Annotated in this window: 24 protein-coding genes; 13 read left to right on the top strand and 11 right to left on the bottom strand. The window is 70.6% G+C overall.

Annotated features, from left to right (window positions below; all coding sequences use genetic code 11):
* The first annotated feature begins 7 nt into the window (after positions 1–7).
* From ABAZ39_RS31730 to ABAZ39_RS31740, 3 genes are all read left to right on the top strand, one after another.
* Positions 8–1126, top strand: coding sequence for an AI-2E family transporter (locus ABAZ39_RS31730; RefSeq protein WP_040138268.1), 1119 nt, complete (start codon positions 8–10; stop codon positions 1124–1126).
* A 327-nt stretch (positions 1127–1453) separates the two neighbouring features.
* A complete protein-coding gene (locus ABAZ39_RS31735; protein WP_040138445.1) occupies positions 1454–2068 on the top strand; it encodes a DUF2076 domain-containing protein in 615 nt (204 codons plus the stop codon).
* Between the two features lie 388 nt (positions 2069–2456).
* The gene (locus tag ABAZ39_RS31740; RefSeq protein ID WP_040138269.1) at positions 2457–3515 is read left to right on the top strand and encodes a Glu/Leu/Phe/Val dehydrogenase dimerization domain-containing protein; all 1059 of its coding nucleotides are present in this window, start codon (positions 2457–2459) and stop codon (positions 3513–3515) included.
* A 22-nt stretch (positions 3516–3537) separates the two neighbouring features.
* Here ABAZ39_RS31740 and ABAZ39_RS31745 read toward each other — a convergent pair whose 3' ends face one another.
* A complete protein-coding gene (locus ABAZ39_RS31745) occupies positions 3538–4203 on the bottom strand; it encodes a MarC family protein (RefSeq protein ID WP_035682886.1) in 666 nt (221 codons plus the stop codon).
* A gap of 236 nt (positions 4204–4439) precedes the next feature.
* On the opposite strand from ABAZ39_RS31745, the gene ABAZ39_RS33620 reads away from it, so the two are divergent.
* The 3 genes from ABAZ39_RS33620 to ABAZ39_RS31760 all read left to right on the top strand — a co-directional run bounded on the left by ABAZ39_RS33620 (position 4440) and on the right by ABAZ39_RS31760 (position 6543).
* Positions 4440–5441: an alpha/beta hydrolase family protein gene (locus ABAZ39_RS33620; protein ID WP_051658803.1), complete on the top strand. Its 1002-nt coding sequence runs from the start codon at positions 4440–4442 to the stop codon at positions 5439–5441.
* Between the two features lie 61 nt (positions 5442–5502).
* A complete protein-coding gene (locus tag ABAZ39_RS33625; RefSeq protein ID WP_051658804.1) occupies positions 5503–6186 on the top strand; it encodes a class I SAM-dependent methyltransferase in 684 nt (227 codons plus the stop codon).
* Positions 6187–6309: 123 nt separating this feature from the next.
* On the top strand, positions 6310–6543 hold the full coding sequence (locus ABAZ39_RS31760; protein WP_081863480.1) for a hypothetical protein: 234 nt from the start codon (positions 6310–6312) through the stop codon (positions 6541–6543).
* Between the two features lie 17 nt (positions 6544–6560).
* Here the strand turns inward: ABAZ39_RS31760 and ABAZ39_RS31765 are convergent, their stop codons facing one another.
* Positions 6561–7379: a coiled-coil domain-containing protein gene (locus ABAZ39_RS31765; RefSeq protein WP_040138271.1), complete on the bottom strand. Its 819-nt coding sequence runs from the start codon at positions 7377–7379 to the stop codon at positions 6561–6563.
* A 352-nt stretch (positions 7380–7731) separates the two neighbouring features.
* Between ABAZ39_RS31765 and ABAZ39_RS31770 the strand changes: the two genes are divergently transcribed.
* Complete coding sequence (locus ABAZ39_RS31770) at positions 7732–8511, top strand: response regulator transcription factor (RefSeq protein WP_040138272.1); 780 nt, start codon at positions 7732–7734, stop codon at positions 8509–8511.
* A 105-nt stretch (positions 8512–8616) separates the two neighbouring features.
* Here the strand turns inward: ABAZ39_RS31770 and ABAZ39_RS31775 are convergent, their stop codons facing one another.
* The 7 genes from ABAZ39_RS31775 to fliF are packed head-to-tail and all read right to left on the bottom strand — an operon-like array spanning position 8617 to position 14213.
* The gene (locus ABAZ39_RS31775; protein ID WP_247881804.1) at positions 8617–9246 is read right to left on the bottom strand and encodes a hypothetical protein; all 630 of its coding nucleotides are present in this window, start codon (positions 9244–9246) and stop codon (positions 8617–8619) included.
* A 25-nt stretch (positions 9247–9271) separates the two neighbouring features.
* Positions 9272–10300 carry a flagellar motor switch protein FliG gene (locus ABAZ39_RS31780; protein WP_014200129.1) on the bottom strand — a complete coding sequence of 343 codons (1029 nt, stop codon included), beginning with the start codon at positions 10298–10300 and terminating at the stop codon, positions 9272–9274.
* Between the two features lie 9 nt (positions 10301–10309).
* Entirely contained in the window at positions 10310–10633 is a 324-nt protein-coding gene (locus tag ABAZ39_RS31785; RefSeq protein ID WP_051658806.1) for a hypothetical protein, read from the bottom strand.
* Between the two features lie 4 nt (positions 10634–10637).
* Positions 10638–11420, bottom strand: coding sequence for a flagellar type III secretion system pore protein FliP (gene fliP / locus ABAZ39_RS31790; RefSeq protein ID WP_040138273.1), 783 nt, complete (start codon positions 11418–11420; stop codon positions 10638–10640).
* A gap of 32 nt (positions 11421–11452) precedes the next feature.
* Positions 11453–11794, bottom strand: a complete 342-nt coding sequence (fliN, locus tag ABAZ39_RS31795; RefSeq protein ID WP_040138274.1) for a flagellar motor switch protein FliN — start codon at positions 11792–11794, stop codon at positions 11453–11455.
* On the bottom strand, positions 11782–12513 hold the full coding sequence (locus ABAZ39_RS31800) for a FliH/SctL family protein (RefSeq protein WP_051658807.1): 732 nt from the start codon (positions 12511–12513) through the stop codon (positions 11782–11784). The genes fliN and ABAZ39_RS31800 overlap by 13 nt, the downstream gene beginning before the upstream one ends.
* Positions 12513–14213, bottom strand: coding sequence for a flagellar basal-body MS-ring/collar protein FliF (fliF, locus tag ABAZ39_RS31805; RefSeq protein ID WP_040138275.1), 1701 nt, complete (start codon positions 14211–14213; stop codon positions 12513–12515). Before fliF ends, ABAZ39_RS31800 begins: the two co-directional genes overlap by 1 nt.
* A gap of 238 nt (positions 14214–14451) precedes the next feature.
* On the opposite strand from fliF, the gene ABAZ39_RS31810 reads away from it, so the two are divergent.
* The 6 genes from ABAZ39_RS31810 to ABAZ39_RS31835 are packed head-to-tail and all read left to right on the top strand — an operon-like array spanning position 14452 to position 19439.
* Positions 14452–14901, top strand: coding sequence for a flagellar basal body-associated FliL family protein (locus ABAZ39_RS31810; protein ID WP_247881805.1), 450 nt, complete (start codon positions 14452–14454; stop codon positions 14899–14901).
* Between the two features lie 17 nt (positions 14902–14918).
* Positions 14919–16022, top strand: a complete 1104-nt coding sequence (gene fliM, locus ABAZ39_RS31815; RefSeq protein ID WP_040138276.1) for a flagellar motor switch protein FliM — start codon at positions 14919–14921, stop codon at positions 16020–16022.
* A complete protein-coding gene (locus ABAZ39_RS31820; RefSeq protein WP_040138277.1) occupies positions 16003–16686 on the top strand; it encodes a DUF6468 domain-containing protein in 684 nt (227 codons plus the stop codon). Before fliM ends, ABAZ39_RS31820 begins: the two co-directional genes overlap by 20 nt.
* A gap of 3 nt (positions 16687–16689) precedes the next feature.
* Positions 16690–17424 (top strand): MotE family protein, encoded by a 735-nt coding sequence (locus tag ABAZ39_RS31825; protein WP_040138278.1) that lies wholly within the window; start codon positions 16690–16692, stop codon positions 17422–17424.
* Between the two features lie 47 nt (positions 17425–17471).
* Positions 17472–18773 (top strand): flagellar hook-length control protein FliK, encoded by a 1302-nt coding sequence (locus tag ABAZ39_RS31830; protein WP_040138279.1) that lies wholly within the window; start codon positions 17472–17474, stop codon positions 18771–18773.
* 15 nt (positions 18774–18788) lie between these two features.
* Positions 18789–19439 carry a flagellar hook assembly protein FlgD gene (locus ABAZ39_RS31835; protein ID WP_040138280.1) on the top strand — a complete coding sequence of 217 codons (651 nt, stop codon included), beginning with the start codon at positions 18789–18791 and terminating at the stop codon, positions 19437–19439.
* A 74-nt stretch (positions 19440–19513) separates the two neighbouring features.
* Here ABAZ39_RS31835 and ABAZ39_RS31840 read toward each other — a convergent pair whose 3' ends face one another.
* Positions 19514–20134, bottom strand: coding sequence for a NapC/NirT family cytochrome c (locus ABAZ39_RS31840; protein WP_035682928.1), 621 nt, complete (start codon positions 20132–20134; stop codon positions 19514–19516).
* Positions 20131–20613 carry a nitrate reductase cytochrome c-type subunit gene (locus ABAZ39_RS31845; RefSeq protein ID WP_040138281.1) on the bottom strand — a complete coding sequence of 161 codons (483 nt, stop codon included), beginning with the start codon at positions 20611–20613 and terminating at the stop codon, positions 20131–20133. Before ABAZ39_RS31845 ends, ABAZ39_RS31840 begins: the two co-directional genes overlap by 4 nt.
* Positions 20614–20623: the final 10 nt, after the last annotated feature.

The raw sequence follows: 20623 nt of genomic DNA on the forward strand, positions 1-20623 counted from the left end.
GACGGCCTTGGCACAGCGTGAGGACGCGGACGGGAATCGGCGCTGGTCCATCGACCGGATGACACTCGGCCTCTGGCTGCTCGGCCTGCTGGCCGCCCTGGCCGTCCTGTGGGGCCTCGGCGCCGCCTCGCCGGTGCTCATCCCGCTGGCCGGCGCCTTCTTCGTGGCGGTCGCCGTGGCGCCGGTCGGGCGCTGGGTGCGCGACCGGGTACCGCCGCGGCTGGCCCTGCTCGGCCCGCTCGCCGCCATGCTGACGGTGCTGCTGGTGCTGGCCGTCTTCGCCGGAGGCCTGTGGTTCATCGGCCAGCGCTTGGCCGGCGAGGTGCCGCGCCACGCCGAGGAGCTGCAACGCCTGTGGGGGCAGGCGAACGGCTGGATCGACGGGCTGCGCGAACAGTTCCTTGGCGATTCGGGTGGCGACCCCGACGGCGGAGGCGGCGGGGCGGAGGCGCTGTCCGGCCTCGTCGCGTCGGTGCTGGCGGCGGCGCGGGAGGCCGTCTCGACGGTGGTCATCGTGCTGTTCCTCGCCCTGCTGATGCTGGTTGAAGCGCCGGTCTGGCGCGAGAAGATCGTCAAGACGCTGGGGCCGGAGCGCTGCGCCACCACCGTCACCGCGGTCACCGCCATCGCCCAGCAGTTCCGCCGTTTCCTGCTGGTCAGCACGACGCTGGGGCTGATCACCGGGGCGCTCTACATCGGCTGGCTGTCGCTGTTCGGGATCGACTTCCTGTTCCTGTGGGGCTTCCTGGCCTTCCTGCTGAACTACATCCCGGTGATCGGGTCGGTGGGAGCGGCCACGCTGCCTGTGCTGATGGCGCTGGCCCAGGGCGGATCGACCACCGCCCTGATGGTCGCGGGTGGGCTGCTGGTGATCGAGCAGGTGATGGGCAATTTCATCGGGCCGCGGCTGGAGGGCAAGCAGCTCGCCATCTCGCCCCTGGTGATCGTCAGCTCGCTGCTGCTGTGGAGCTGGCTGTGGGGGGCCGCCGGGACCGTGCTGGCAGTGCCGATGACCGTCCTGATCGCCATCGCGCTCAGCCACATCGACGCGTTGCGCCCCTTCGCCTTCGTGCTCAGCGACAAGAGCGACCGCCGCCGCTTCGAGGCGCGCACCCGGCCGGAATAACGCAGCGCTGTTTTTTCCGCCATTTTTCTGGCGCCCCCCTCTCTTGACAGGTTTCCCGGCCCTCCCCACGTCTCCGGGACCTGTGATCCGGGCCCCTCTGGCGACTTAGACGTGGTCGCGATGTCGGATCTCTTCACCTGCTCTTGCGCCGACGGGCGTGACCGCACTTGGAGGGACTGAATGCTCCCATGGACCCGCGATTCCCAGACCTCTCCCACACCCTCCACATCGTTCCGGCCCCCTCCGGACGCCGCCGCCCACCCAATGGACGACGCGCCGGGGCACGCCCGGACCATCCCTCAAACCACCGAGAGCACGAGCACCGCCATGGACCAGACCGAACGCCAGATCATTGACGACCTCTTCGCCAAGCTGCGTCAGGCCGAGGCCCAGTCCGGCCCACGCGACCCGCAGGCCGAAGCCCACATCCGCGACACCATCGCCCGCCAGCCGGGCGCGCCCTACCTGATGGCGCAGGCCATCGTCATGCTGGAGCAGGCGCTGGCCGCCTCGCAGAACCAGAACCAGGAGCTGGAGCGCCAGCTTCAGGAGCGCCCGGCCGCGGCGGCCGGTGGCGGCGGCATCTTCGGCGGCCTGTTCGGTGGCGGCGCCGCCGCCAAGCCCGCCCCGGCCCCGCAGCAGCGCCCCGGCGGCTCCCCCTGGGGTCAGGCGCCCGGCGCCGCCCCGGCCTACGGCGACCCGCGCGTCGCCGCCTACGCCCAGCAGCCGCAGCGGGCCGGCGGCGGCTTCATGGCCGGCGCCATGCAGACCGCCATGGGCGTGGCCGGCGGCATGCTGATCGGCAGCGCGCTGTCCAGCGCCTTCTCCGGCGGCGGTGAGGCCATCGCCCAGGAGGCCCAGGGCGCCGTCGATCAGGTGGCCGAGGACATCCCCAGCGAAGAGGATTCGTGGGGCGGCTTCGGCGGGGACGAGGAGTTCTGATCCCCGCGGGGACCGGTCGGGCGGCCTCCTCCCACCGCCCGGCCGGTCCCCGGCCACCCTCTCCCGTCTTGAGAGCAGACCGGAAATCATCGTTCGCGGCCCCGTCCGCGACACTTTTCCGACGCGGAACCGTTCCCGCGCTCATCTCCTTGCTTTTTGCAGGCCGGTCAACCGTCCGCCTTGCCAGCAATTTCATGCGCATCTAGTTTCCTTCAAGAGAACGCCCCGTCGCTCCCCCGCCCGACCAAGACAGGGTGAAGCACAGGGCAAGGAAAAGCGGACACGCCGAACCATCGCACGGCGCGCGGAACCCTGCCGCGCGCGACGCCCGAGCTTTGCGTTGCGGTGATCTCCGCTTTTTCAAAAAGAAAAAGATCAGGAGGAAACCGTGCCGCTGTTCGACCATCCCGATTTCGACGACCATGAGCAGGTGGTCTTCTGCTCCGACGCCGCGTCCGGCCTGCGCGCCATCATCGCCGTCCACGACACCGCGCTCGGCCCGGCGCTGGGCGGCTGCCGCATGTGGCCCTACGCCAGCGACGAGGAGGCCCTGCGCGATGCGCTGCGCCTGTCGCGCGGCATGACCTACAAGTCGGCCCTGGCCGGTCTGCCGCTGGGCGGCGGCAAGTCGGTCATCATCGGCAACCCGCGCACCGACAAGAGCGAAGCGCTGCTGCGCGCCATGGGCCGCCACGTCGAACGGCTGGGCGGACGCTACATCGTCGCCGAGGATTCCGGCACCGGCGTTCCCGACATCAAGACCATGGCGCTGGAAACCGCCCATGTCTCCGGCGTGGTCGAGAAGGCGACCGCGGGCGGCGGCACGCGCAGCGGCGATCCTTCCCCCTCAACCGCCTACGGCGTCTTCGTCGGGCTTCGCGCGGCGGTGCGCCATCGCCTGCACCGCACCGACCTGGAGGGGCTGGCCGTCGCCATCCAGGGCGTGGGCAGCGTCGGCGGGCATCTCGCCCGCTATCTGGCCGAGGCCGGGGCGCGGCTATGGGTCGCCGACATCGACGAGGCGCAGGCCCGCCGCGTGGCCGACCGCGTCGGCGCCACGCCGGTGCCCGCCGACGCCATCCTCGATCTGGAGGTGGACGTCTTCGCCCCCTGCGCGCTGGGCGCCGTTCTGAACGACGCCACGATCCCGCGGCTGACCTGCCCGGTCGTCGCGGGTGCTGCCAACAACCAGCTCGCCGAGGCACGGCACGGGCAGGCGCTGGCCGACCGCGGCATCCTCTACGCCCCCGACTACGTCATCAACGCCGGCGGGGTGATCGACGTCTATCACGAGCGCGCCGGTTATGATCATGGCCGCGTGATGACCCACATCGAGCGGATCGCCGATACGCTGACGGAGATCTTCGCCCGCGCCGACATGGAGCGCAAACCGACCGCCGCCGTCGCCGACCGCATGGCCCGGCAGCGCGTGGGGCGAAGTCGTTGAACCGTGCCGCGCTGAATCAGGCTCAGCGCCCCGAGGCCAGCACGGGGAAGGCGTCCAGGAGGCCGGTCAGCAGGATCTGGACGCCGACGCAGAACAGCAGGAAGGCGAACAGCCGCGTCAGCACGCGGGCGCGGGTGTGGCCGAGCAGAGCCACCAGCCGGTCGGCGGAGCGGTAGGACAGCCAGATCAGCAGCGCGATGGCCAACGCCGCCGCCGACACCCCGATGAAGAATTCGGTGAGCCCTTCGGTGCCCCGGGGGCGGGTGGCGCCCAGCGCGATGGCGACGGAGATGGTGCCCGGGCCGGTGGTGAAGGGGATGGTCAGGGGGAAGAAGGCCGATTCCCCGACATCGGAGTCCCCGGCCTCCTCCGCCGGTGCGGCCTGTTCCTGCTTGCGGGCCTCATGCGCCTCCGGCGCGCTCAGCAACGCCCAGGCGCGCTCCGCCACCACGAAGCCGCCGGCGATCCGCAGCGCCGCCAGGGAGATGCCGAAGAAGTTCAGCACATAGGACCCCGCCCACAAGGCGGTCAGCATGACGATGGCCGAATAGACGGCGACCAGCGTGGCGAGCTGTGCGCGCTCCTTCGGGCTGCGCTCCGCCGTCACTTGGCTGAAGATTAGCGCCATGGCGATGGGGTTGACGATCGAGAACAGCGCCGTGAAGGCGAGAAGGAAGCTGTCGAACATGGGACGGGCCGACCTGTGCCTTGGCGGTTGGCGGGGCGCACCGCCGTGGTACAGGCCGGCCCGTTTCTTGGCAAGGCGCCATGATTTGCGGACCCCATTGTTCAGGCTGGAAACACCGTGCTTGCCGTTCGACCGGCAAGACGGCCACACTCCCCCCAGCGGGGAAGTCTTCTTGACGTGATGCCGGAGGAGTTGCGATGGGTCGGCGAACACGGCGGTGGGTTCTGGCTCTTCTGATGACCGGGCTGCTTCCGGTCCTGCCCGCGCGGGCGGAAACACCGGCCCAGTTCCGGGCGGCGGTGTCGCAGATCGCCTATGCCGATCCGGGCACGGGCAAGACGGTGCCGATCCTGCTGCTCTACCCGACGCGCGACCACGTCCAGCCGATCCGCCGGGGACCCTATCACCTGAACGTCGCCCCGGAAGGCGGGCCGGCGCTGGATTCCATGCCGCTGGTGATGATGACCCAGGGGCCGGCGCGCAACGGGCTGGCGATGGTCAGCGTCGCCCTGTTCCTGGCGCGCCGCGGGATGATGACCGCCATCGTGACCCATCTCGGCGGCATGGAACCGGGCGCTGACCCCAGGGCCGGCAAGGGCGACCGGGTCGGCACCGTCCCGCTGTGGCCGGAATTGCCGCTGCAGCTCCGCGCCGCGCTGGACGCCGTGCTGGACTCCTCACCCATGGGCTTCCGGGTGGACCGGCAGCGCATCGGCGTGCTCGGCTACGCGGCGGGTGGCCATGCGGCGCTGGCGGCGGCGGGCGGGGTCGCCGATCCGGGTCGGCTGGCCCAGGTCTGCGCTGCCCATCCCGACGACCGGACCCTCTGCCCGGCGGGCGCCAAGACCAACGCCGCGGCCACGCCGAAGCGGCTGGAGGCCGCCACCGACCCCCGCATCCGCTCGCTGCTGCTGATGGACCCGGTCGGCGCGCTGTTCGGGGACGGCGCGCTGTCCCGTGTCACCGTTCCGGTCCGGCTCTACGAGGCGGAGAAGGGCGACGAGAGCGGCGCCCTCCAGGTGGCGCGGGTGCGCGGCCTGCTGCCCCGGCCGCCGGAGTACGACCTCGTCCCCGGCGCCGGCCACTACGCCTTCCTGACGCCGGTCCCGGCCAGCGCCGCCGCCCGCTTCGGCGCGACGGTGCAGGACCCGCCGGGCTTCGACCGCGCCGCCTTCCACGCGCGGCTGAACGACGAGGTTCTTGACTATTTCCGGCGGACACTGAACGCCGCGCCCTGACCCACCGGGGCCGGAACGCCGCCCAACACCTGCCAACCATCAAGAAAAACGGAAACGCACCATGACGACGATGACCTTGAAGGACGCCCTGGCCGAGGTTCTGGACCCACGGGACCGGACCGTGGTGGATGTCGGCTGCGGCGACGGATCGCTGACCCGCCATTTCGCGGGCCTCGGCGCCCGGGCCATCGGCATCGAGATCAGCGAGGGCCAGCTCGCCCGCGCCCGCAAGGCGGAGCCGGTGGCCGGCGCCGACTACCGCGTCGGCAAAGGCGAGGCGCTGCCGCTGGAGGACGCGTCGGTGGACGCCATCGTCTACTCCAACAGCTTCCACCACCTGCCACTGGCGGTCATGGCCGACGCGATGGCCGAGGCGGCGCGGGTGCTGAAGCCCGGCGGCACGCTGGTGGTGGTCGAGCCCATCGCCGAGGGCGCCTATTTCGAGGTCATCCTGCCCATCGAGGACGAGACGGAGGTGCGCGCCGCCGCCTACGACACGCTGAAGCACCCGCCGCTGCCGCTGGAGGCGGTGGATGAGACGGTCTATGGCACGGTGGTGCGCTACCGAGACGCCGATCATTACCTGACCCACGTCACCGCCGTGGACCCGGTGCGGCGCGAGCGCCTTCCGCCGGTGGAGGCCGAGGTCCGCCGCCGCTTCGCCGCCAACGGGCGGACCGACGCGGAGGGGATGACCGCCTTCGACCAGCCGATGCGGCGCATGGTCTTCAAGAGGCTGCCGTAAGCACGGACCACTTGGCGGCGATACGGCGGCGTGCCAGCATGAGCGCCGCCGTTTGGTCACAGGCGCGCCATCGCGCGTCCGGGGCATAGTGGAGCGGCGTAACCCTTTCAAAGGCCGAAGACCATGCCCCGCCCTGCCTTGTCCCGCTCCGGCCTTTTCCGCTCCGGCTTGTCCGCCGCCGTCCTGCTCTTCCCGGCGGCCCTGCTTCTGACCGGTTGCGGCGTGGTGGTCGCCACTGTGGACACGGCGGCCAGCGTCGCCGGGTCCGCGGTCAGCGTCGCAGGCGACGTGGTGTCGGCCACGGCCCATGTGGCGACCGCGCCCTTCCGCGGCGGCGACGAGAAAAAGGACGAATAGCGCTCAGCGCCGGGCGCTCAACGCCAGAACAGGCGGCGCCACCAGGGGCGCTGCCGCCGCGCCAGCTCGGTCACCAGAATGCGGCATTGGTCGCGCATCGCCTCGTAGGCGGCGACCTCGGCCTCGCGGTCGCGGCGCAGGCCGTCCAGCGTGCCGGTCAGCCGCTCCAGCCGCTTCTCCAGCTCCGCACCGGTCCGTCGTTCCTGCTCCAAGGCCGTTTGCGCCTCCTCGCTGCGGCGCTCCGCCGCCTCGATGCGCTGGCGGAAGCCGCGCTCCCGCGCCTCCGTGTCGGCGATCAGCCGTTCCACGAGGTCGCCGATGCGCTTGCGCTCGGCCTCGCGGTCGGCCTGGAGGCGGTCCAGCGCCACCGCGTGGGACAGGCGCAGGGCGGCGATCTCCGCGTTCACCGCGGACAGCCGGTCCTCCGCGTCCTGAAGCGCGCGGGCCATGCCCTGCTCGCGCGCCGAGGTCTCGGCGATCAGCGTCTCGACGAGTTGGTTGATGCGGTCGCGTTCCGCCTCGCGGTCGCCCTGGAGGGTCCCGACCTCCCCGGAGCGGGCCCGCTCCACCTGCCCGATGGCCTCGCGCCAGCGTTCGCGCTCGGAGGCGTGCTCGGCGATCACCCGCAGCCGCTCCGCCCGTTCGCTGTCCGCCGCGGCCTCCGCCTTGGCGATCTGTTCGCCGAGCGTGGCGACCTGATCCCCGTAGACGCGCAGGAGTTGCGTGGTTTCCTCCGACGGCGCCTTCGCCGAGCGCTGACGGGTGGTCCGCTTGGCCGGCGCCGCGGGCGGAGGCGTCGTATCCTCGGCGTTGGAGAGCGGCATCATCTCGGTCATCGCGGCTTATCCTGACAGTCGGGCCTGCAGCGCCACAGTAGCGCGTCCGGCGCGCCGCGCACAGGAACCTTTTTTCCATAGGCCGGGGCCGGGAGACGGTCCGGCACATAGACTGCCGAGAATTCATCTCGCATTTTCACGGATTTCGTCGGCAAATTTTCCAAAATCAGGTCTGTTAACAGGTTTTAAAACCGCCTTAACGCCGACTCCTGCCTCTCGCCAAGGTATTAACACCAACGATTGACAGTACGGATTTCGATTGGTTTTTTGAATGATGTTTGCAGGCGCGAAAAAGACTTTTCCTAAAAAGCAAAACAATCGCCCTGGTCGATCCGATGCTGCGGAGAGCCCCATGCGTGCTGTTCTGGTTGAACCGAACCCCCTGATCGCCGACGCGCTCGGCCGTCAGCTCGGCATGGGGAAGATCCGCTACGACCGCCAGAACTGGGCCGGGCTGGAGGAGCTTCTGCGGGAGCAGGGTGCGGAAGGACTCGGCTACGACGCCATCGTCCTGGGCAGCGTCGACGATCCGGCGCGCTGTGTGGCGGCGCTGCGGGCGCATCAGGTCGGGGCGGCGATCCTCTGCCTGCTCGACCGGCGCTGCGTGGCGACGACGGTGGAGCTTCTGCACGCGGGGGCCGACGACGTCCTGGTCAAGCCGGTGGTCAGCGCCGAGGTGCGGGCGCGCATCGAAGTGGCGCGGCGGCGTTCGCGCGGCCTGCTGAGCAACGCGGTGCGGGTGGGCCAGCTCACGGTGTTCCTCGACGGGCGCGACCCGGAGGTCGGTGGCGAGCGGCTGCGGCTGAGCCAGCGCGAGCACGCCATCCTCGGCGTGCTGGCCGCCCACCACCGCCGCGTCGTGTCCAAGGAGCACATCTACGACGAGGTCTACGGCCTGTCCGGCGCCGACCCGCTGGACAAGGTCATCGACGTCTACATCTGCAAGCTCCGCAAGAAGATCGCCGAGGCCACCGGCGGCGCCCGCTACATCGAGACCGTCTACGGACGCGGCTACAAGTTCGAGGCCCCGCCCGAGCATGAGGACCCTGCCCCGGCCCTGCCGGCACGCCGGGTGTTGCCGGGCTACGCGGCGTTCGGGCGCGGGGGTGGCGAGGCGCGGCTGGCGGGGTGAAGACGTTGTCGCGTTGAGCCCCCACCCTTCCCACGGCTCACGCCGTGGGCTCCCTGGCGGACGGCGGGGTAGGGTTAGGGTGGGCCCGGCGCGACCACCTCCCCCCTACCCCGACCAGTCCGCGCTGAGAACCTCCTCCTCCAGATCCAGCCAAGCCCCGGCCAGCGGTCCCACCGACAGGTCGCCGCCCAGGCCCGCGTCGCCCATGGCTCCGGCGAATCCGTCCTGCATGTCGGCCAGCGCGGCGGAGGACAGGCCGCCGCCGGTCTGCAGCGTCACGTCGAACCGCCGCCCCTCCCCCGCCGCGACGAGCTGCACCGCCCCCAGCGCCGGCAGCCGCATCTGCAGGACCAGCGCGCTTCCCGTCTGAAGGTCCGCCCCGTCGGAAATGGCGCAGAGCAGGCCGCGGCAGCCGCCCGCCGCCGTGCCGTCCATCACCGGTATGCTCATCACCCGCCACTCCCGCCCGTCGGCGGTGCGACGGTGGCGCGGCGCCAGCGCCAAGTCGAGATCGTCCAGCAGCGCACCGCCGTCGAGCTGCTCCAGCAACCGGCAGCGCTTCGGCCCCAGCCACGCCCGCGCGCCGTTGGCGGTCGCCGCCAGGAAGAAGGCCAGCCCGAGGCCGAAGGTGGAATCGCAGCGCGGCAGCCCGCCGCGCAGCTCCTGCGCCGCCCGCGGGTCCAGCGCCTCGACCACCGCCAGCAGATGGCCAACCTCGGCGACCGCGTCCGGCATCAGCACACCCATCCGTAGACGGCCATCAATAGACGACGGCGTCCGCTTCGTCCGATTGCGGAAGGACGATCGCCCCGTCGTCGGCCATGGCCTTGGCGACCTGCACGATCTCCGCCTGCGCCTCGTTGACGTCGCGCATGCGCACCGGCCCCATGTTCTCGATCTCGTCCTGGAGGATCATGCGGGCACGCTCGGACAGGACCGACAGGAAATGGTCGCGCTGCAGCGCCTCCGCCCCCTTCAGCGCGATGGCCAGCTGGCCGGTGTCGCAGCGCCGGATCACCGCCTGCAGCGACACGCGGTCGAGCCGCAGCAGATCCTCGAAGGTGAACATGAGCTGGCGGATGCGGTGGGTCGAATCCGGCATCACCGCGTCCAGGTCGGTGAAGATGTCCGCCATGGTGTCGCGGTCGATGCGGTTGAAGATGTCGGCCATCCGCTCGTGCGTGTCGGCGCCGTGGGTGCGGGCGTAATTCGCCATGAACTCGTTGTGCAGGATGGATTCGATGTCCAGCAGCACCTCGCGCTGCACGGATTCGATCTGGATCATCCGCTCGATCACCTCCAGCCGCAGCGCCGGAGCCAGCAGCGGCAGCACCTTGGCGGCGTGGTCGCTGCGCATGCGCGACAGGATGACCGCCGCCGTCTGCGGGTACTCGCCCGCCAGATAGGTGGCGAGCACGGCCTCGTTCACGTTGGACATCTTCTCCCACATGGTGCGGCCGGCCGGGCCGCGGATCTCGCCCATGATCTCCGACACGCGGTCGTCGGGCAGGAAGCGGGAGAGCATGCGCTCCGTGCTGTCGTAGGAGCCGACGACGGAGCCGGTGTTGGCGAAGCGCTCCGTGAAGCTGCGCAGCAGCGCCTCGACGAGGTTGGAGGTGACGTTGCCCAGGCTGGCCATGGCGCGGCTGACCATGCGGATTTCGTCGTCGTCCAGCTTCTCCATCAGGCGGGAGCCGCGCTCCTCGCCCAGCGCCAGGAAGATCACCGCGGTCCTCTCCGACCCGCTCAGGCTCTTGAAATTGTCTCGGATCTTGATCGGCATGCCCATGCTGGCACCTCAGAAGAAGCGGTCGGCGGTCAGGGTGGAGTGGTCGGAGTCGTCGTCCCGCTCCAGGGGGCGGTCGCCCTGCAGGCGGTCGTGACGGAAGACGTTCGCGAGGACGCTGCCGGCCACCAGCACCATGCGGTGCGGCACCAGCGGGTTCGGGTCGAGCGCGTTCAGGAGGGTGACGACGGCCGTCTCGTCGTCCACCGTGACGCCCCGCCGTCGGGCGAAGGCGGTCACGCTGTCGGCCATCCCCGACGCCCCGGCGGGGGGTGCGGCGGGGGGCGCCGACAGGCCGGCGGAGGGAACGGCGGGCAGCAGCCGGGGCTCGGTCATCGCGTCAGGTTCCCCCATAGGAGCGGATCAGGCTGTTGGCGATCAGGAACCAGCCGTCGGTCAGCACGAAGAAGATGATCTTGAAAGGCAGCGCGATCATCACCGGCGGCAGCATCATCATGCCCATCGCCATCAGCACCGCCGCCACCACCATGTCGATCACCAGGAAGGGCAGGAAGATCAGGAATCCGATCTCGAAGGCGCGGCGCAGCTCCGACAGCAGGAAGGCCGGGACCAGCACGCGGAGGTCGGCGGTGGCCGCCGTCTTCGGCTGCTCCGCCTCCGGCTTTCCGGTAAAGCCGGCGAAGGCCGACAGGTCCTTGTCCCGCACCTGGGAGGCCATGAAGTTGCGGAAGGGCTCGACCATCCGCTCCAGCCCCTGCTCCTGGGTCACCTGCTCGTTCAGCATCGGTCGCAGCCCATCCTGCCACGCCGCGTCGAAGACCGGCCCCATGATGTGGAAGGTCAGGAACATGGCGAGGCTGATCAGCACCATGTTCGGCGGCGACTGCTGAAGCCCCAGCGCCGAACGCAGCAGCGACAGCACGACGATGATCCGGGTGAATGAGGTCGCCATGACCAGCAGGCCCGGCGCCACGCTGAGCACCGTCAGCAGGACGATGCCCTGAATGACGCGCCCGGACAGCGACCCGCTCTCCCCCGTGGCGCTGCCGAGCGCGCTGCCGATGGAGGACAGGTCCAGCCCGCTGCTCTGCGCCCAGGCCGCCGCGGGAAGCAGAACGGCGAGAACGAGGGCAAGGGCGGGCGGAAGCAGGCGTCGGATCATGGCGGAGCCCCGTGGGTGCGGCACAAGGGGTATCAATCGATCGCCAGATCGGTGCGCACGATCTCGGTCAGCGTCACGCCCAGCCGCTGGTCCTCGACGATCACCACCTCGCCGCGGGCGACCAGACGGTGGTTCACCAGGACCTCCACCGGCTCGTCCACCTTGCGCTCCAGCTCCACCACGGCGCCGCGGCCGAGCTTCAGGAGCTGCGCCACCAGCATGCTGGTGCGGCCGAGCACCACCTGCACGTCCACCGGGACGTTGTAGATGGCGTTCATCGATCCGCCGGCCACGGCCGCGGCGGGGATGCCGACGGCGTCCTTCTCGGCGGGCTTGGCGTCGTCTTCCAGGACGTCGAGGTTCAGTGGGGCCATGATGCGGTGCTTTCCGTGTCGGTGAAGAGGTCATGTTCGGTGGACAAGGCGGCCAGAGCGCGGTCGCACAGGCCGTCGACGGCGCGCTCCACCGCGGCGGGGTCGTAGCGCAGTCCCCCGGCTTCCCAAGCGGCGTCGAGCCCGCCGGGCGGCAGGGACGGGTCGGCGACGACCTCCAGCGCGCCCTTGAAGCCAAGCGATTCCGGGTCGGCCAGTTTGGCGCGGACGGGCTCCGCCAGATCGGGATGGACACGCAGCCGCAGCCGCGGCGACCCGCCGGCCAGCCGCAGGGCATCCGTGGCGAGCCGTTCGGTCTCCGCCGCGCCGATCCGCTCCAGCAAGGCCGGGGCGAGGCGGCGGACGAGCGCCAGCATCACCGCCGACCCTTGCGCCTCCACCCCGCGCAGGGCGTCGGTGAAGCGGTCGTCCAGGGCGGCAAGCTGCTCGTCGAGGTGGGAAAGCGCCTGCGCCAGCGCGGCGTCGGTGCGGGCCGCGGCCTCCGCCGCCCCCTCGCGTCGGCCCTGCTCCACCCCCTCGGCGAAGGCGCGGACCTCGGCGCCATAAACGGCGGCCCGGAGGTGGCGTTCGGAATGGACGATTTCATCGAGCGGGTCGATGGGGTCCGGTTCGGGAGGGACGCCGAATTCCGCCGCCGCCTGCGCCGCAGCCTGGGCCGTGCTGTCGAAGCGCTGGTCGAAGCGGTAGCGCGGGTAGCCCATCAGACCGCCTCCTCGTAGAGCCAGGAGCGCAGGATGTCGATCGCCTCATCGGGATACTGGTCGACGATGTCGCCCAGCCGGCGGATGGAGGAGGCGCGCACCCGGCCCTCCACCGTGCGCAGCTCGATGAGCTGGTCCATCGTCTCCTCGATGCCCGGCAGGGCCGCGGTTGCCGGATCGCCCGCGTCGGTGAGCTGCGCCGCCTGCATGGCGGGATCGCCGCCCATGGCCGGACCGGTGAGCTGCGGCATCGCCGCTCCCGTGGCCAGCGCCGGGGCGGCGGCTTCGGCCGCCACGGGCTCCGGCGCCGGGAAGACGCGGCGGATCAGCGGGCGCAGCCCCAGCACGATCAGCAGCCCGCAGAGCACCAGCAGGATCACCCACTGGATCAGCGTCATCACGTTGCGGCTGAGCGTGTCGACGATCTCCGCCATCGGCTCGCGGGCGCCCAGCTCGGGGGCGAGGTTGACGAACTCCAGGTTGTCGACGGTGACCCGGTCGCCGCGCGCCTCGCTGAAACCCATGGCGGAGCGCACCAGCTCGGTGATGCGCTGCAACTCCTCGGGCGCGCGGGCCTCGTAGCTGCGCGTGCCGTCCTGCGCCGTCGCCCAGGTGCCGTTGACCAGCACGGCGACGCTGACCCGGCGGATGTCGCCCGGCTCGATCACCGTTTCGCGGGCGATGTTGGAAATCTCGTAATTGACCGTCTCCTCCTGGCGCTTGGAGTCGGAGGAGGAGCGGTTGTTCTGGGCCTGGGCGCGAACCTCGCGCTGCGGCAGGTTCTGCTCGGCGGTGACCGGCGGCTCGCCTGTGCTGTCCAGGCTGCGGTCCTGCTCCTGCACCGTCTGGGTGGAGCGGACGACCTGGCTGTTCGGGTCGAAGCTCTGGCTGCGCACGACCTCGCGCTTGGTTTCGACGTCGACAGCAACCTGAACGCGAACATTCCCCTGCCCCAGCCGCGCCACCAGCATCTGCTCGATGGCGCGGGAGATGCGCGTCTCGTGCCCGGCGCGCAGCCCGTCGACCTTCGCCGAGGACCGGGCGTCGCCGTCCTCCTCGGTCAGCAGCACCTCGCCGGACGCGTCGAGCACGGTGACGGCGCTCGGCTTCAGGTTGGGCACGGCGGCGGAGACGAGGTGGCGGATCGACAGCGCCTGCCGCCGCTCCAGCGGCGCCCGGCCGCGCATGCGCACCACGATGGAAGCGGTCGGGGTGGGGGCGGCGCGCGAGAACTCCTCACGGTCGGGAAGCACGATGTGGACGCGCGCCGCCTCGATGCCGGACAGCGTCTCGATGGTGCGCGCCAGCTCGCCTTCCATGGCGCGCAGCCGGTTCATCCGCTGCATGAAGCTGGTGATGCCCAGCGGCTTGTCGGTGTCGAACAGTTCGTAGCCGATGCCGCCGCGCGACGGCAGGCCCTTCTCGGCCAGCAGCATGCGCAGCCGCGGCACCTCGGCCTCCGGCACCTGGACGGCGGTGCCGTCGAAGGCGGCGGACACCGGCACGCCCATGGCCTCCACCGCCTTGACGATGCGCCCGGCCTCCGCCGGTTCCAGCCCGGTGTAGAGCGGCGTCATGTGCGGCCGCGACAGCAGAACCGCCATGGTGGCGACCGCCAGGACGATGCCGACACCCGTGCCGGCCAGCACCAGAAGGCGCGTGCGCCCAAGCGTCCGCAGATTGTCGATCAGTCCCGTCACGACACCCGCACCTTTAAAGTTTCCGAAAAGCGGGGACCGTAATGTTCACCCCGTGAGCCTTCACAACCTACCGGGATGACTTTTAAGCGGAGTAAAAGCCGCGAAGATAGACCGGAAGGAAGTCGCTAAAACTTGATCGTTTAAAACAGTCTCTCAAATTTTCGGTATTTTGGAGGCGCCGGCCGCGATGAATACAGATGCTGGAAAGGCAAGGACGGGAACGCCGGGCCGGCAGCGGATGTACGTCATCGTGCTGCCGTTGGCCCGGCTGGCAATCGGCGCGGCCGCCCTGTGCGGCGTCGCCGCGGCCGGGTTCGGCGGCTACTGGATGGCCGTCGGGCCGGACGGGGTGGCGCAGCTGTTCGAGGGCACGCCCATCGCCGAGCCGGCCCAGGCGACGCTCGACATGCCGGAGCTGCTGGTGAACCTGCGCCCCGACACGCCGTCGCGCTTCATGAAGATCGGGGTGACGCTGGCCCTGGCGCCCAAGGACCGCGGCCGGGTGGAGCAGGCGATGCCCCATCTCGTCAACGCCCAGCAGGAGTTCCTGCGCAACATCGACCAGCACGACCTGCGCGGTTCCGCCGGTCTGCTGCGGCTGCGCGGGGAACTGCGCCGCCGCTTCAACCTGATCCTCGGCCCGGACACGGTGTCCGACGTCCTGCTGCGCAGCCTTCTCACCCAATAGCCGACCCAGAGGAACGGATGAGCACTCCCATCGACACGGACGACGGCGGTTCTGGGGACGGTTCCGGGGACGACCTCGACTGGGGCCTGGACGCCGGCTCCGGTGAGTCCGAGGCCGCCGCCCTGATGGCCGACACCAAGGAGCTGAGCCAGGAGGAGATCGACCGCCTGCTGAACTTCGCCGTCGGGCCGCAGACGGAATCCGCCGGGCAGACCCGCGCCATCGAGCGGCTGATCAGCACGACGACGGTCAACAAGGACCGGCTGCCGATGCTGGACGTGGTCTTCGACCGCATGGTCCGGCTGCTGAACACGTCGCTGCGCCAGTTCTCCTCGACCAGCGTGGAGGCCAGCCTGCTGCGCATCGACTGGCTGCGCTACAACGAGTTCCTCGACACCATCGAGCTTCCGGCCCTGGTCGGCGTCGCGCGGGCGGAGCAGTGGGACAACCACATCGTCGTGTCGGTCGACAGCGCGCTGATCTACTGCATGATGGACGTGCTGCTGGGCGGGCGGCGCAGCCGCGCCCGGCGCATCGACGGGCGCACCTACACCTCCATCGAGCGCAAGATCACCGAGCGGCTCATCCGGGTCATCCTCCAGGATCTCAGCCAGTCCTTCGACCCGATCACGCCCATCGACTTCACCTTCGACCGGCTGGAGACGAACCCGCAATTCGCCACCATCACCCGCGCCACCAACGCGGTGATCCGCGTGCGCATCGCGGTGGAGGTGGAGCGCCGCGTCGGCCACGCCGAGGTGGTCATTCCCTACGCCACGCTGGAGCCGGTGCGCGGCAAGCTGGTGCAGACCTTCATGGGCGAGAAGTTCGGCCACGACACGGTGTGGGAAAGCCACCTGAAGGCCGAGCTGATGCGGGCCAAGCTGGACCTCGTCGCGGTGCTGCAGCAGACGCAGGTCTCGCTGGGCGAGGTGCTGAACTGGGAAAAGGGCACTTCGCTGAAGCTGCGCATCGACCCCGACGCGCCGGTGGTGCTGCAAAGCAAGACCACCCCCCTCTTCGCCGGCCACATGGGCCAGCGCAACGGCAACATCTCCGTCAAGATCGACACCGACCTGGAGACCAAGCAGGAGCTGATCGATGGTCTCATTCCTCATTGACGCCGTCCTGGCGATCATGCTCGTCACCGCCACGGTGTTCCTGGTGATCGTCAACAAGCGGCTGAAGGTGATGCGCTCCAGCCAGGCCGAGATCGGCGCGCTGATCGGCACCTTCTCCAAGACCATCGACGAGACGGAGGCCTCGGTGCAGCGCTTGGTCGCCGCCGCGACGGAAGCGTCCGCCAAGCTGTCCGACGGGCTCGACCGCGCCAAGGGCGTGACCGAAGAGGCGGCGCTGGTGCTCGGCTCCTGCGAGCGGGCGTCCAAGCGCATCGAGGCGTCCGTGCAGGAGGCCCGCGCCCTGGTCCGCCGGCTGGAGGACGGCCCGGCGCCGCGCCCGCGGCCCCGCCCGGTCCCGACGCCCGCCACCGCCCCTGCCACCGCCCCTGCCACCGCCCCTGCCACCGTCACGGAACCGGTACCCGCCCCTGCGAACGCCGCTTCGTCGCCGGACAGCGACGCGCCGGAGGACGAGGACGGCTTCCGCCCGATGCGCGTCGCCGCGCTGGCCGGGGTCGCCGCACGCCCGGCGGAGGGGATGGCGCCCGCCCCGGAGGAGGCCGCCATTGAGACCGCCGAATCCACCGTGGAAACCGGCGGCGCACGGCAGCAGGCCGCCAATGCCTTCTATGCCCGGCTGCGGGCCATCGGACCGGAGCGCTGAGCCATGCTGCGTGTACTTCCCATCACGCTGGTGGCGATCCTGATGGTGCTGCCGCTCAAGCTCGGCTCGCTGATGGAAGGGCTGCCGGTCGTCGCCCAGCAGTTCGACCGCGAGTTCGGCAAGCATGAACGCCCCTGGGCCAAGGATCTGAAGGGCGGCGCGGAAGCATCTCCGGACGCCGCGGCGGAGCCAGCGTCCACCCTGGCGGGCCCCGCCATGGCGGCCTTGCCGGCGACCCCGGCGGCTCCGCCCGTGGACGCCGCCCTGCCCGCGGCGAGTTGCACCGACCCGGCCCTGCGCGCCGCCATCGCGGAGCAGAAGGCCGACGTGAGCGCCCGCACCCGCCATCTCGGCGAGGCGGAAGCGGTGCTGACCGCCGCCGAGACCCGCGCCACCGCCCAGATCCAGAAGCTGAGCGCCATCAAGCGCGACGTGGAGGCGCTGATGCAGCAGCGCTCCAACCTCCAGGCGGAGGATCTGAAGCGCATGGTGACGATCTACGAGACGATGAAGCCGCGCGACGCCGCGCGCATCTTCAACGACCTGGAAACCGACATCATCATCGACGTGCTGGACCGCATGGCCGAGCGCCGCTCTGCCCCGATCATCGCGGAGTTGGAGGACGGCAAGGCGCGCGAGGTCACCCGCCTCGTCCTGCAACGCCGCGCCCTGCCCGGCGACCGCCCGCCGCCGCCCGCCCCGCTGCCCGTCCGCCTGATGCAGACGCCGACGAACTGAACCCGGCCCCGGCTGCCAGACACGCGGTTCTCTCACCAAGAGACATCATGCCCAGCCTTCCCGACATCATCGCCGCCCCGCCGCCCCGCCCCGCCCGTTCCGCGGAAGGAACGGCGGCGCCATCCTCGGGCGAACGGGAGGCGTCCGGCACGCCCTTCGCCGACCTGCTGGACGACGCGGCGGAACGCGGCGGCGCCGGGGCGGACGGGGAGCAAGCGGACTCCTCCGCTCAAACCGGTGGCGCCCAAACCGGTGGCACGCCGGCCGGGGCCGACGCCGCCCTGGCGGCCCTTCTGCCGCTGCTGACCGCACCGCCGCCCGCCGCGGCGCCCGGCATCGCAACGGCCGGCGCTGTGCCGGAGTCCGTGCCTTCGACCAGCGGCCCGCCCGTGGCGCCACCCGTCACGGCTCCTCCGGCGGAAAGCGCCGCAGCACCTCAGCCGCCGGTTCCGACGCAAACCGGTTCGCCGCAGCCGACCGCGCCGCTGCCCATGGTGCCCACCGCCGCGACACCCCCGGACGCCAGACCGGACGGGACGCCGCAGGCCGCGACCGACGCCGCGGCATCCGCCACCCCGCCCGTTCCCCTGCCGGCTTCCGGCGCCAAACCGGACCCGGCCCCGCTGTTCCAAGCCAAGGACTCCGCGACGCCCGCCAAGGGCGACGCGACGCAGGCTCCCTCCCCCCAGCTTCAGCAGGCGATGGCCCAGGCGGGCGGCAACGCCGCGTCCAACGGCGGCACCGGCCAGAATCCGAGCCAGGGGCAAGGCCGCGGCAACCCGGCCGGACCGGAAGCCTTATCGGCGCTCTCCTCCCCGGCGGACCCCGTCGGGGCGGCGCCGCTGCCCTCCGCCCTTGCCCCGCCGGCGGCCCACGCGGCGGCCCACTACGCGGCGCACCCCGGTGAGAGCGCCGCGGCGCGGCTGCCCGCCGCCCAGGTCGCCGGCCAGCTGGTGCGCGTCGTCGAGGCAGGCGGCGGCGAATTCCACATCGACCTGAAGCCGGAGGAGCTTGGCCCCGTCCGCGTCGTCGCCGAGCTGAGCGGCGCCCGCGTCGCCCTGCATGTCCAGGCCGAAAGCCCGGAGACGCTGGCCCTGCTGCGCCGGGACATCCATCACCTGGAGCGCGCCCTGTCCGACGCCGGGTTCGAGCTGGACGGCGGCACCCTGAACTTCTCTCTGCGCGGCGACGGCGAGCCGCGCGGCTTCGCCTTTTCCGGCCAGGGCGACGGGACGGGCGGACGCCAGGACGGCCCCGGACGGGCGGTCCGCCTCGCCGATCCCATCGGCGCCCTGCCGCCCGAACGCGCCGCCCGCCCCATCGACGGCCTCGTCGACATCTCCGTCTAGCCGCAAGGACCCGCCATGACCACGACCGCGGCCACCAACACGGCCACCACACCTCCCTCCGCCGCCGCAAAGAAGCAGACGGTGGATTACGAGGCGTTCCTGAAGCTGCTGACCGCGCAGCTGCGCAACCAGGACCCGCTCTCGCCCATGGACGCCACCCAGTTCATGACGCAGCTCGCCCAGCTCTCCACCGTGGAGCAGGGCGTGCGGACGAACGAGACGCTGGGGCAGGTTCTGGACACGCTGAAGAACAGCGGCATGCGGCTGGACATGGCCTATCTGGGCCGCAAGGTGGAGGCCGCCTCGGACCGCATCAGCCTGTCGGAGGGCAAGGCGGAGATGGCCTACGCCATCGACGGGGCCGCCGCGTCGGTGAAGATCGAGGTGGTGAACGACGCCGGGCAGGTGATCTACAGCGCCCCCGGCAGCCCGAAGACCGGCCGACAGACCTTCACCTGGGACGGCAAGCGCAGCGACGGCGCCACCGCCGCGGACGGCACCTACCTCGTGCGCGTGACGGCGAAGGACAAGGCGGGCACGTCGCTGACCACCGCCACCGTGACGACCGACACGGTGAAGGAGGTGCGCAGCGTCAACGGCGAGACGGAATTCGTCCTGAAGGGCGGCGCCGTCGTGAAGGGCACGGACATCCTGTCCGCATCGTAAAATCCATCTTCAACAAACGAAAAACCCCTTCTCCCGAGACCGGAAGAAGGGGTTCTTCGTTGTGAAGCGTCGCGTCACTTCGCCGACACGGTGCCGGTCCAGCCGGGCTCGACGCCCTTCATGTCGGGAAGCCGGTGGGCGATGCCCTTGTGGCAGTCGATGCAGGTCCGTTCACCCGTGAACAGGTAAGTCTCGTGCATCTTGGCCGCCCGCGGGTTCTGGCGGGTGATGTCCATGGATTCCGCGCTGTGGCAGTTGCGGCATTCCAGGGAGTTGTTGGATTTCAGCCGGTCCCATTCGTGGGTGGCGAGCTCCAGCCGCTTGTCGAGGAACTTCTCGCGGGTGTCGATGGTGCCGAAGATCTTGCCCCAGACCTCCTTCGACGCCTGCATCTTGCGCCCGATCTTGTGCGTCCAGTCGTGCGGGACGTGGCAGTCCGGGCAGGTGGCGCGCACGCCGGAGCGGTTGGTGAAGTGGATGGTCTGTTTCAGCTCCTCATAGGGGTTGTTCTTCATCTCGTGACAGGAGATGCAGAAGGCCTCCTTGTTGGTGACCTCCAGGGCGGTGTTGAAGCCGCCCCAGAACATCACGCCGGCCAGGAAGCCGCCCAGCGTCAGGAAACCCAGGCTGAAATGCACGCTGGGCCGCGAGAAGACGCGCCAGAAGCGTCCGGCGAGACTCAGAAGGCCTTTCATTTGGCGCCTTCCTTTCCACCGGCCAGAATGCTGTCGATGTCGCGGAAGCGGTTGCCGGTGATCGGCTGGGCGTCGGTCTGCGGCACGTGGCACTGGGTGCAGAAGTAGCGCCGCGGGCTGACCGTGCCCAGCGTCTGGCCGTCACGGTCCTGGAAGTGGGTGACCGAGATCATCGGGGCCTGCGAGCCCTCGGTGTTCTTGCGGTCATGGCAGGTCATGCATTTGTTGATGTTCAGGTCGATCTGGTAGTCGCGGATCGCGTGCGGGATCAGCGGCGGCTGGTCGGCGTAGTTCCGCGCCCGCTTGTGATCGTCGGTGATCTCCTTCGCCATCGGGTCGGCGGGGATCTCCTGGGTGATCGGGTGCGGGCCGGAGGGAACCTTCGCGGGGGCGGCCCCGTCCGCGGCGAACACGCCGGACACCAGGAGCGGCATGGCCGCGGCCAGCGCGAGGGCGGCAAAGGTGATGCGGGTCTTCATGGACGGGCTC

It is taken from the genome of Azospirillum argentinense, from assembly GCF_000632475.1.
Classification (GTDB): domain Bacteria; phylum Pseudomonadota; class Alphaproteobacteria; order Azospirillales; family Azospirillaceae; genus Azospirillum; species Azospirillum baldaniorum.

Excerpts from the sequence above, each read along its gene's own strand:
- ABAZ39_RS31735 (WP_040138445.1), top strand. The coding sequence starts at position 1,454 with ATGGACCAGACCGAACGCCAGATCATTGACGACCTCTTCGCCAAGCTG.
- ABAZ39_RS31745 (WP_035682886.1), bottom strand. The coding sequence starts at position 4,203 with ATGTTCGACAGCTTCCTTCTCGCCTTCACGGCGCTGTTCTCGATCGTC.
- ABAZ39_RS33620 (WP_051658803.1), top strand. The coding sequence starts at position 4,440 with ATGACCGGGCTGCTTCCGGTCCTGCCCGCGCGGGCGGAAACACCGGCC.
- ABAZ39_RS33625 (WP_051658804.1), top strand. The coding sequence starts at position 5,503 with ATGACGACGATGACCTTGAAGGACGCCCTGGCCGAGGTTCTGGACCCA.
- ABAZ39_RS31760 (WP_081863480.1), top strand. The coding sequence starts at position 6,310 with ATGCCCCGCCCTGCCTTGTCCCGCTCCGGCCTTTTCCGCTCCGGCTTG.
- ABAZ39_RS31765 (WP_040138271.1), bottom strand. The coding sequence starts at position 7,379 with ATGACCGAGATGATGCCGCTCTCCAACGCCGAGGATACGACGCCTCCG.
- ABAZ39_RS31770 (WP_040138272.1), top strand. The coding sequence starts at position 7,732 with ATGCGTGCTGTTCTGGTTGAACCGAACCCCCTGATCGCCGACGCGCTC.
- ABAZ39_RS31775 (WP_247881804.1), bottom strand. The coding sequence starts at position 9,246 with ATGCCGGACGCGGTCGCCGAGGTTGGCCATCTGCTGGCGGTGGTCGAG.
- ABAZ39_RS31780 (WP_014200129.1), bottom strand. The coding sequence starts at position 10,300 with ATGGGCATGCCGATCAAGATCCGAGACAATTTCAAGAGCCTGAGCGGG.
- ABAZ39_RS31785 (WP_051658806.1), bottom strand. The coding sequence starts at position 10,633 with ATGACCGAGCCCCGGCTGCTGCCCGCCGTTCCCTCCGCCGGCCTGTCG.
- fliP (WP_040138273.1), bottom strand. The coding sequence starts at position 11,420 with ATGATCCGACGCCTGCTTCCGCCCGCCCTTGCCCTCGTTCTCGCCGTT.
- fliN (WP_040138274.1), bottom strand. The coding sequence starts at position 11,794 with ATGGCCCCACTGAACCTCGACGTCCTGGAAGACGACGCCAAGCCCGCC.
- ABAZ39_RS31800 (WP_051658807.1), bottom strand. The coding sequence starts at position 12,513 with ATGGGCTACCCGCGCTACCGCTTCGACCAGCGCTTCGACAGCACGGCC.
- ABAZ39_RS31810 (WP_247881805.1), top strand. The coding sequence starts at position 14,452 with ATGTACGTCATCGTGCTGCCGTTGGCCCGGCTGGCAATCGGCGCGGCC.
- fliM (WP_040138276.1), top strand. The coding sequence starts at position 14,919 with ATGAGCACTCCCATCGACACGGACGACGGCGGTTCTGGGGACGGTTCC.
- ABAZ39_RS31820 (WP_040138277.1), top strand. The coding sequence starts at position 16,003 with ATGGTCTCATTCCTCATTGACGCCGTCCTGGCGATCATGCTCGTCACC.
- ABAZ39_RS31825 (WP_040138278.1), top strand. The coding sequence starts at position 16,690 with ATGCTGCGTGTACTTCCCATCACGCTGGTGGCGATCCTGATGGTGCTG.
- ABAZ39_RS31830 (WP_040138279.1), top strand. The coding sequence starts at position 17,472 with ATGCCCAGCCTTCCCGACATCATCGCCGCCCCGCCGCCCCGCCCCGCC.
- ABAZ39_RS31835 (WP_040138280.1), top strand. The coding sequence starts at position 18,789 with ATGACCACGACCGCGGCCACCAACACGGCCACCACACCTCCCTCCGCC.
- ABAZ39_RS31840 (WP_035682928.1), bottom strand. The coding sequence starts at position 20,134 with ATGAAAGGCCTTCTGAGTCTCGCCGGACGCTTCTGGCGCGTCTTCTCG.
- ABAZ39_RS31845 (WP_040138281.1), bottom strand. The coding sequence starts at position 20,613 with ATGAAGACCCGCATCACCTTTGCCGCCCTCGCGCTGGCCGCGGCCATG.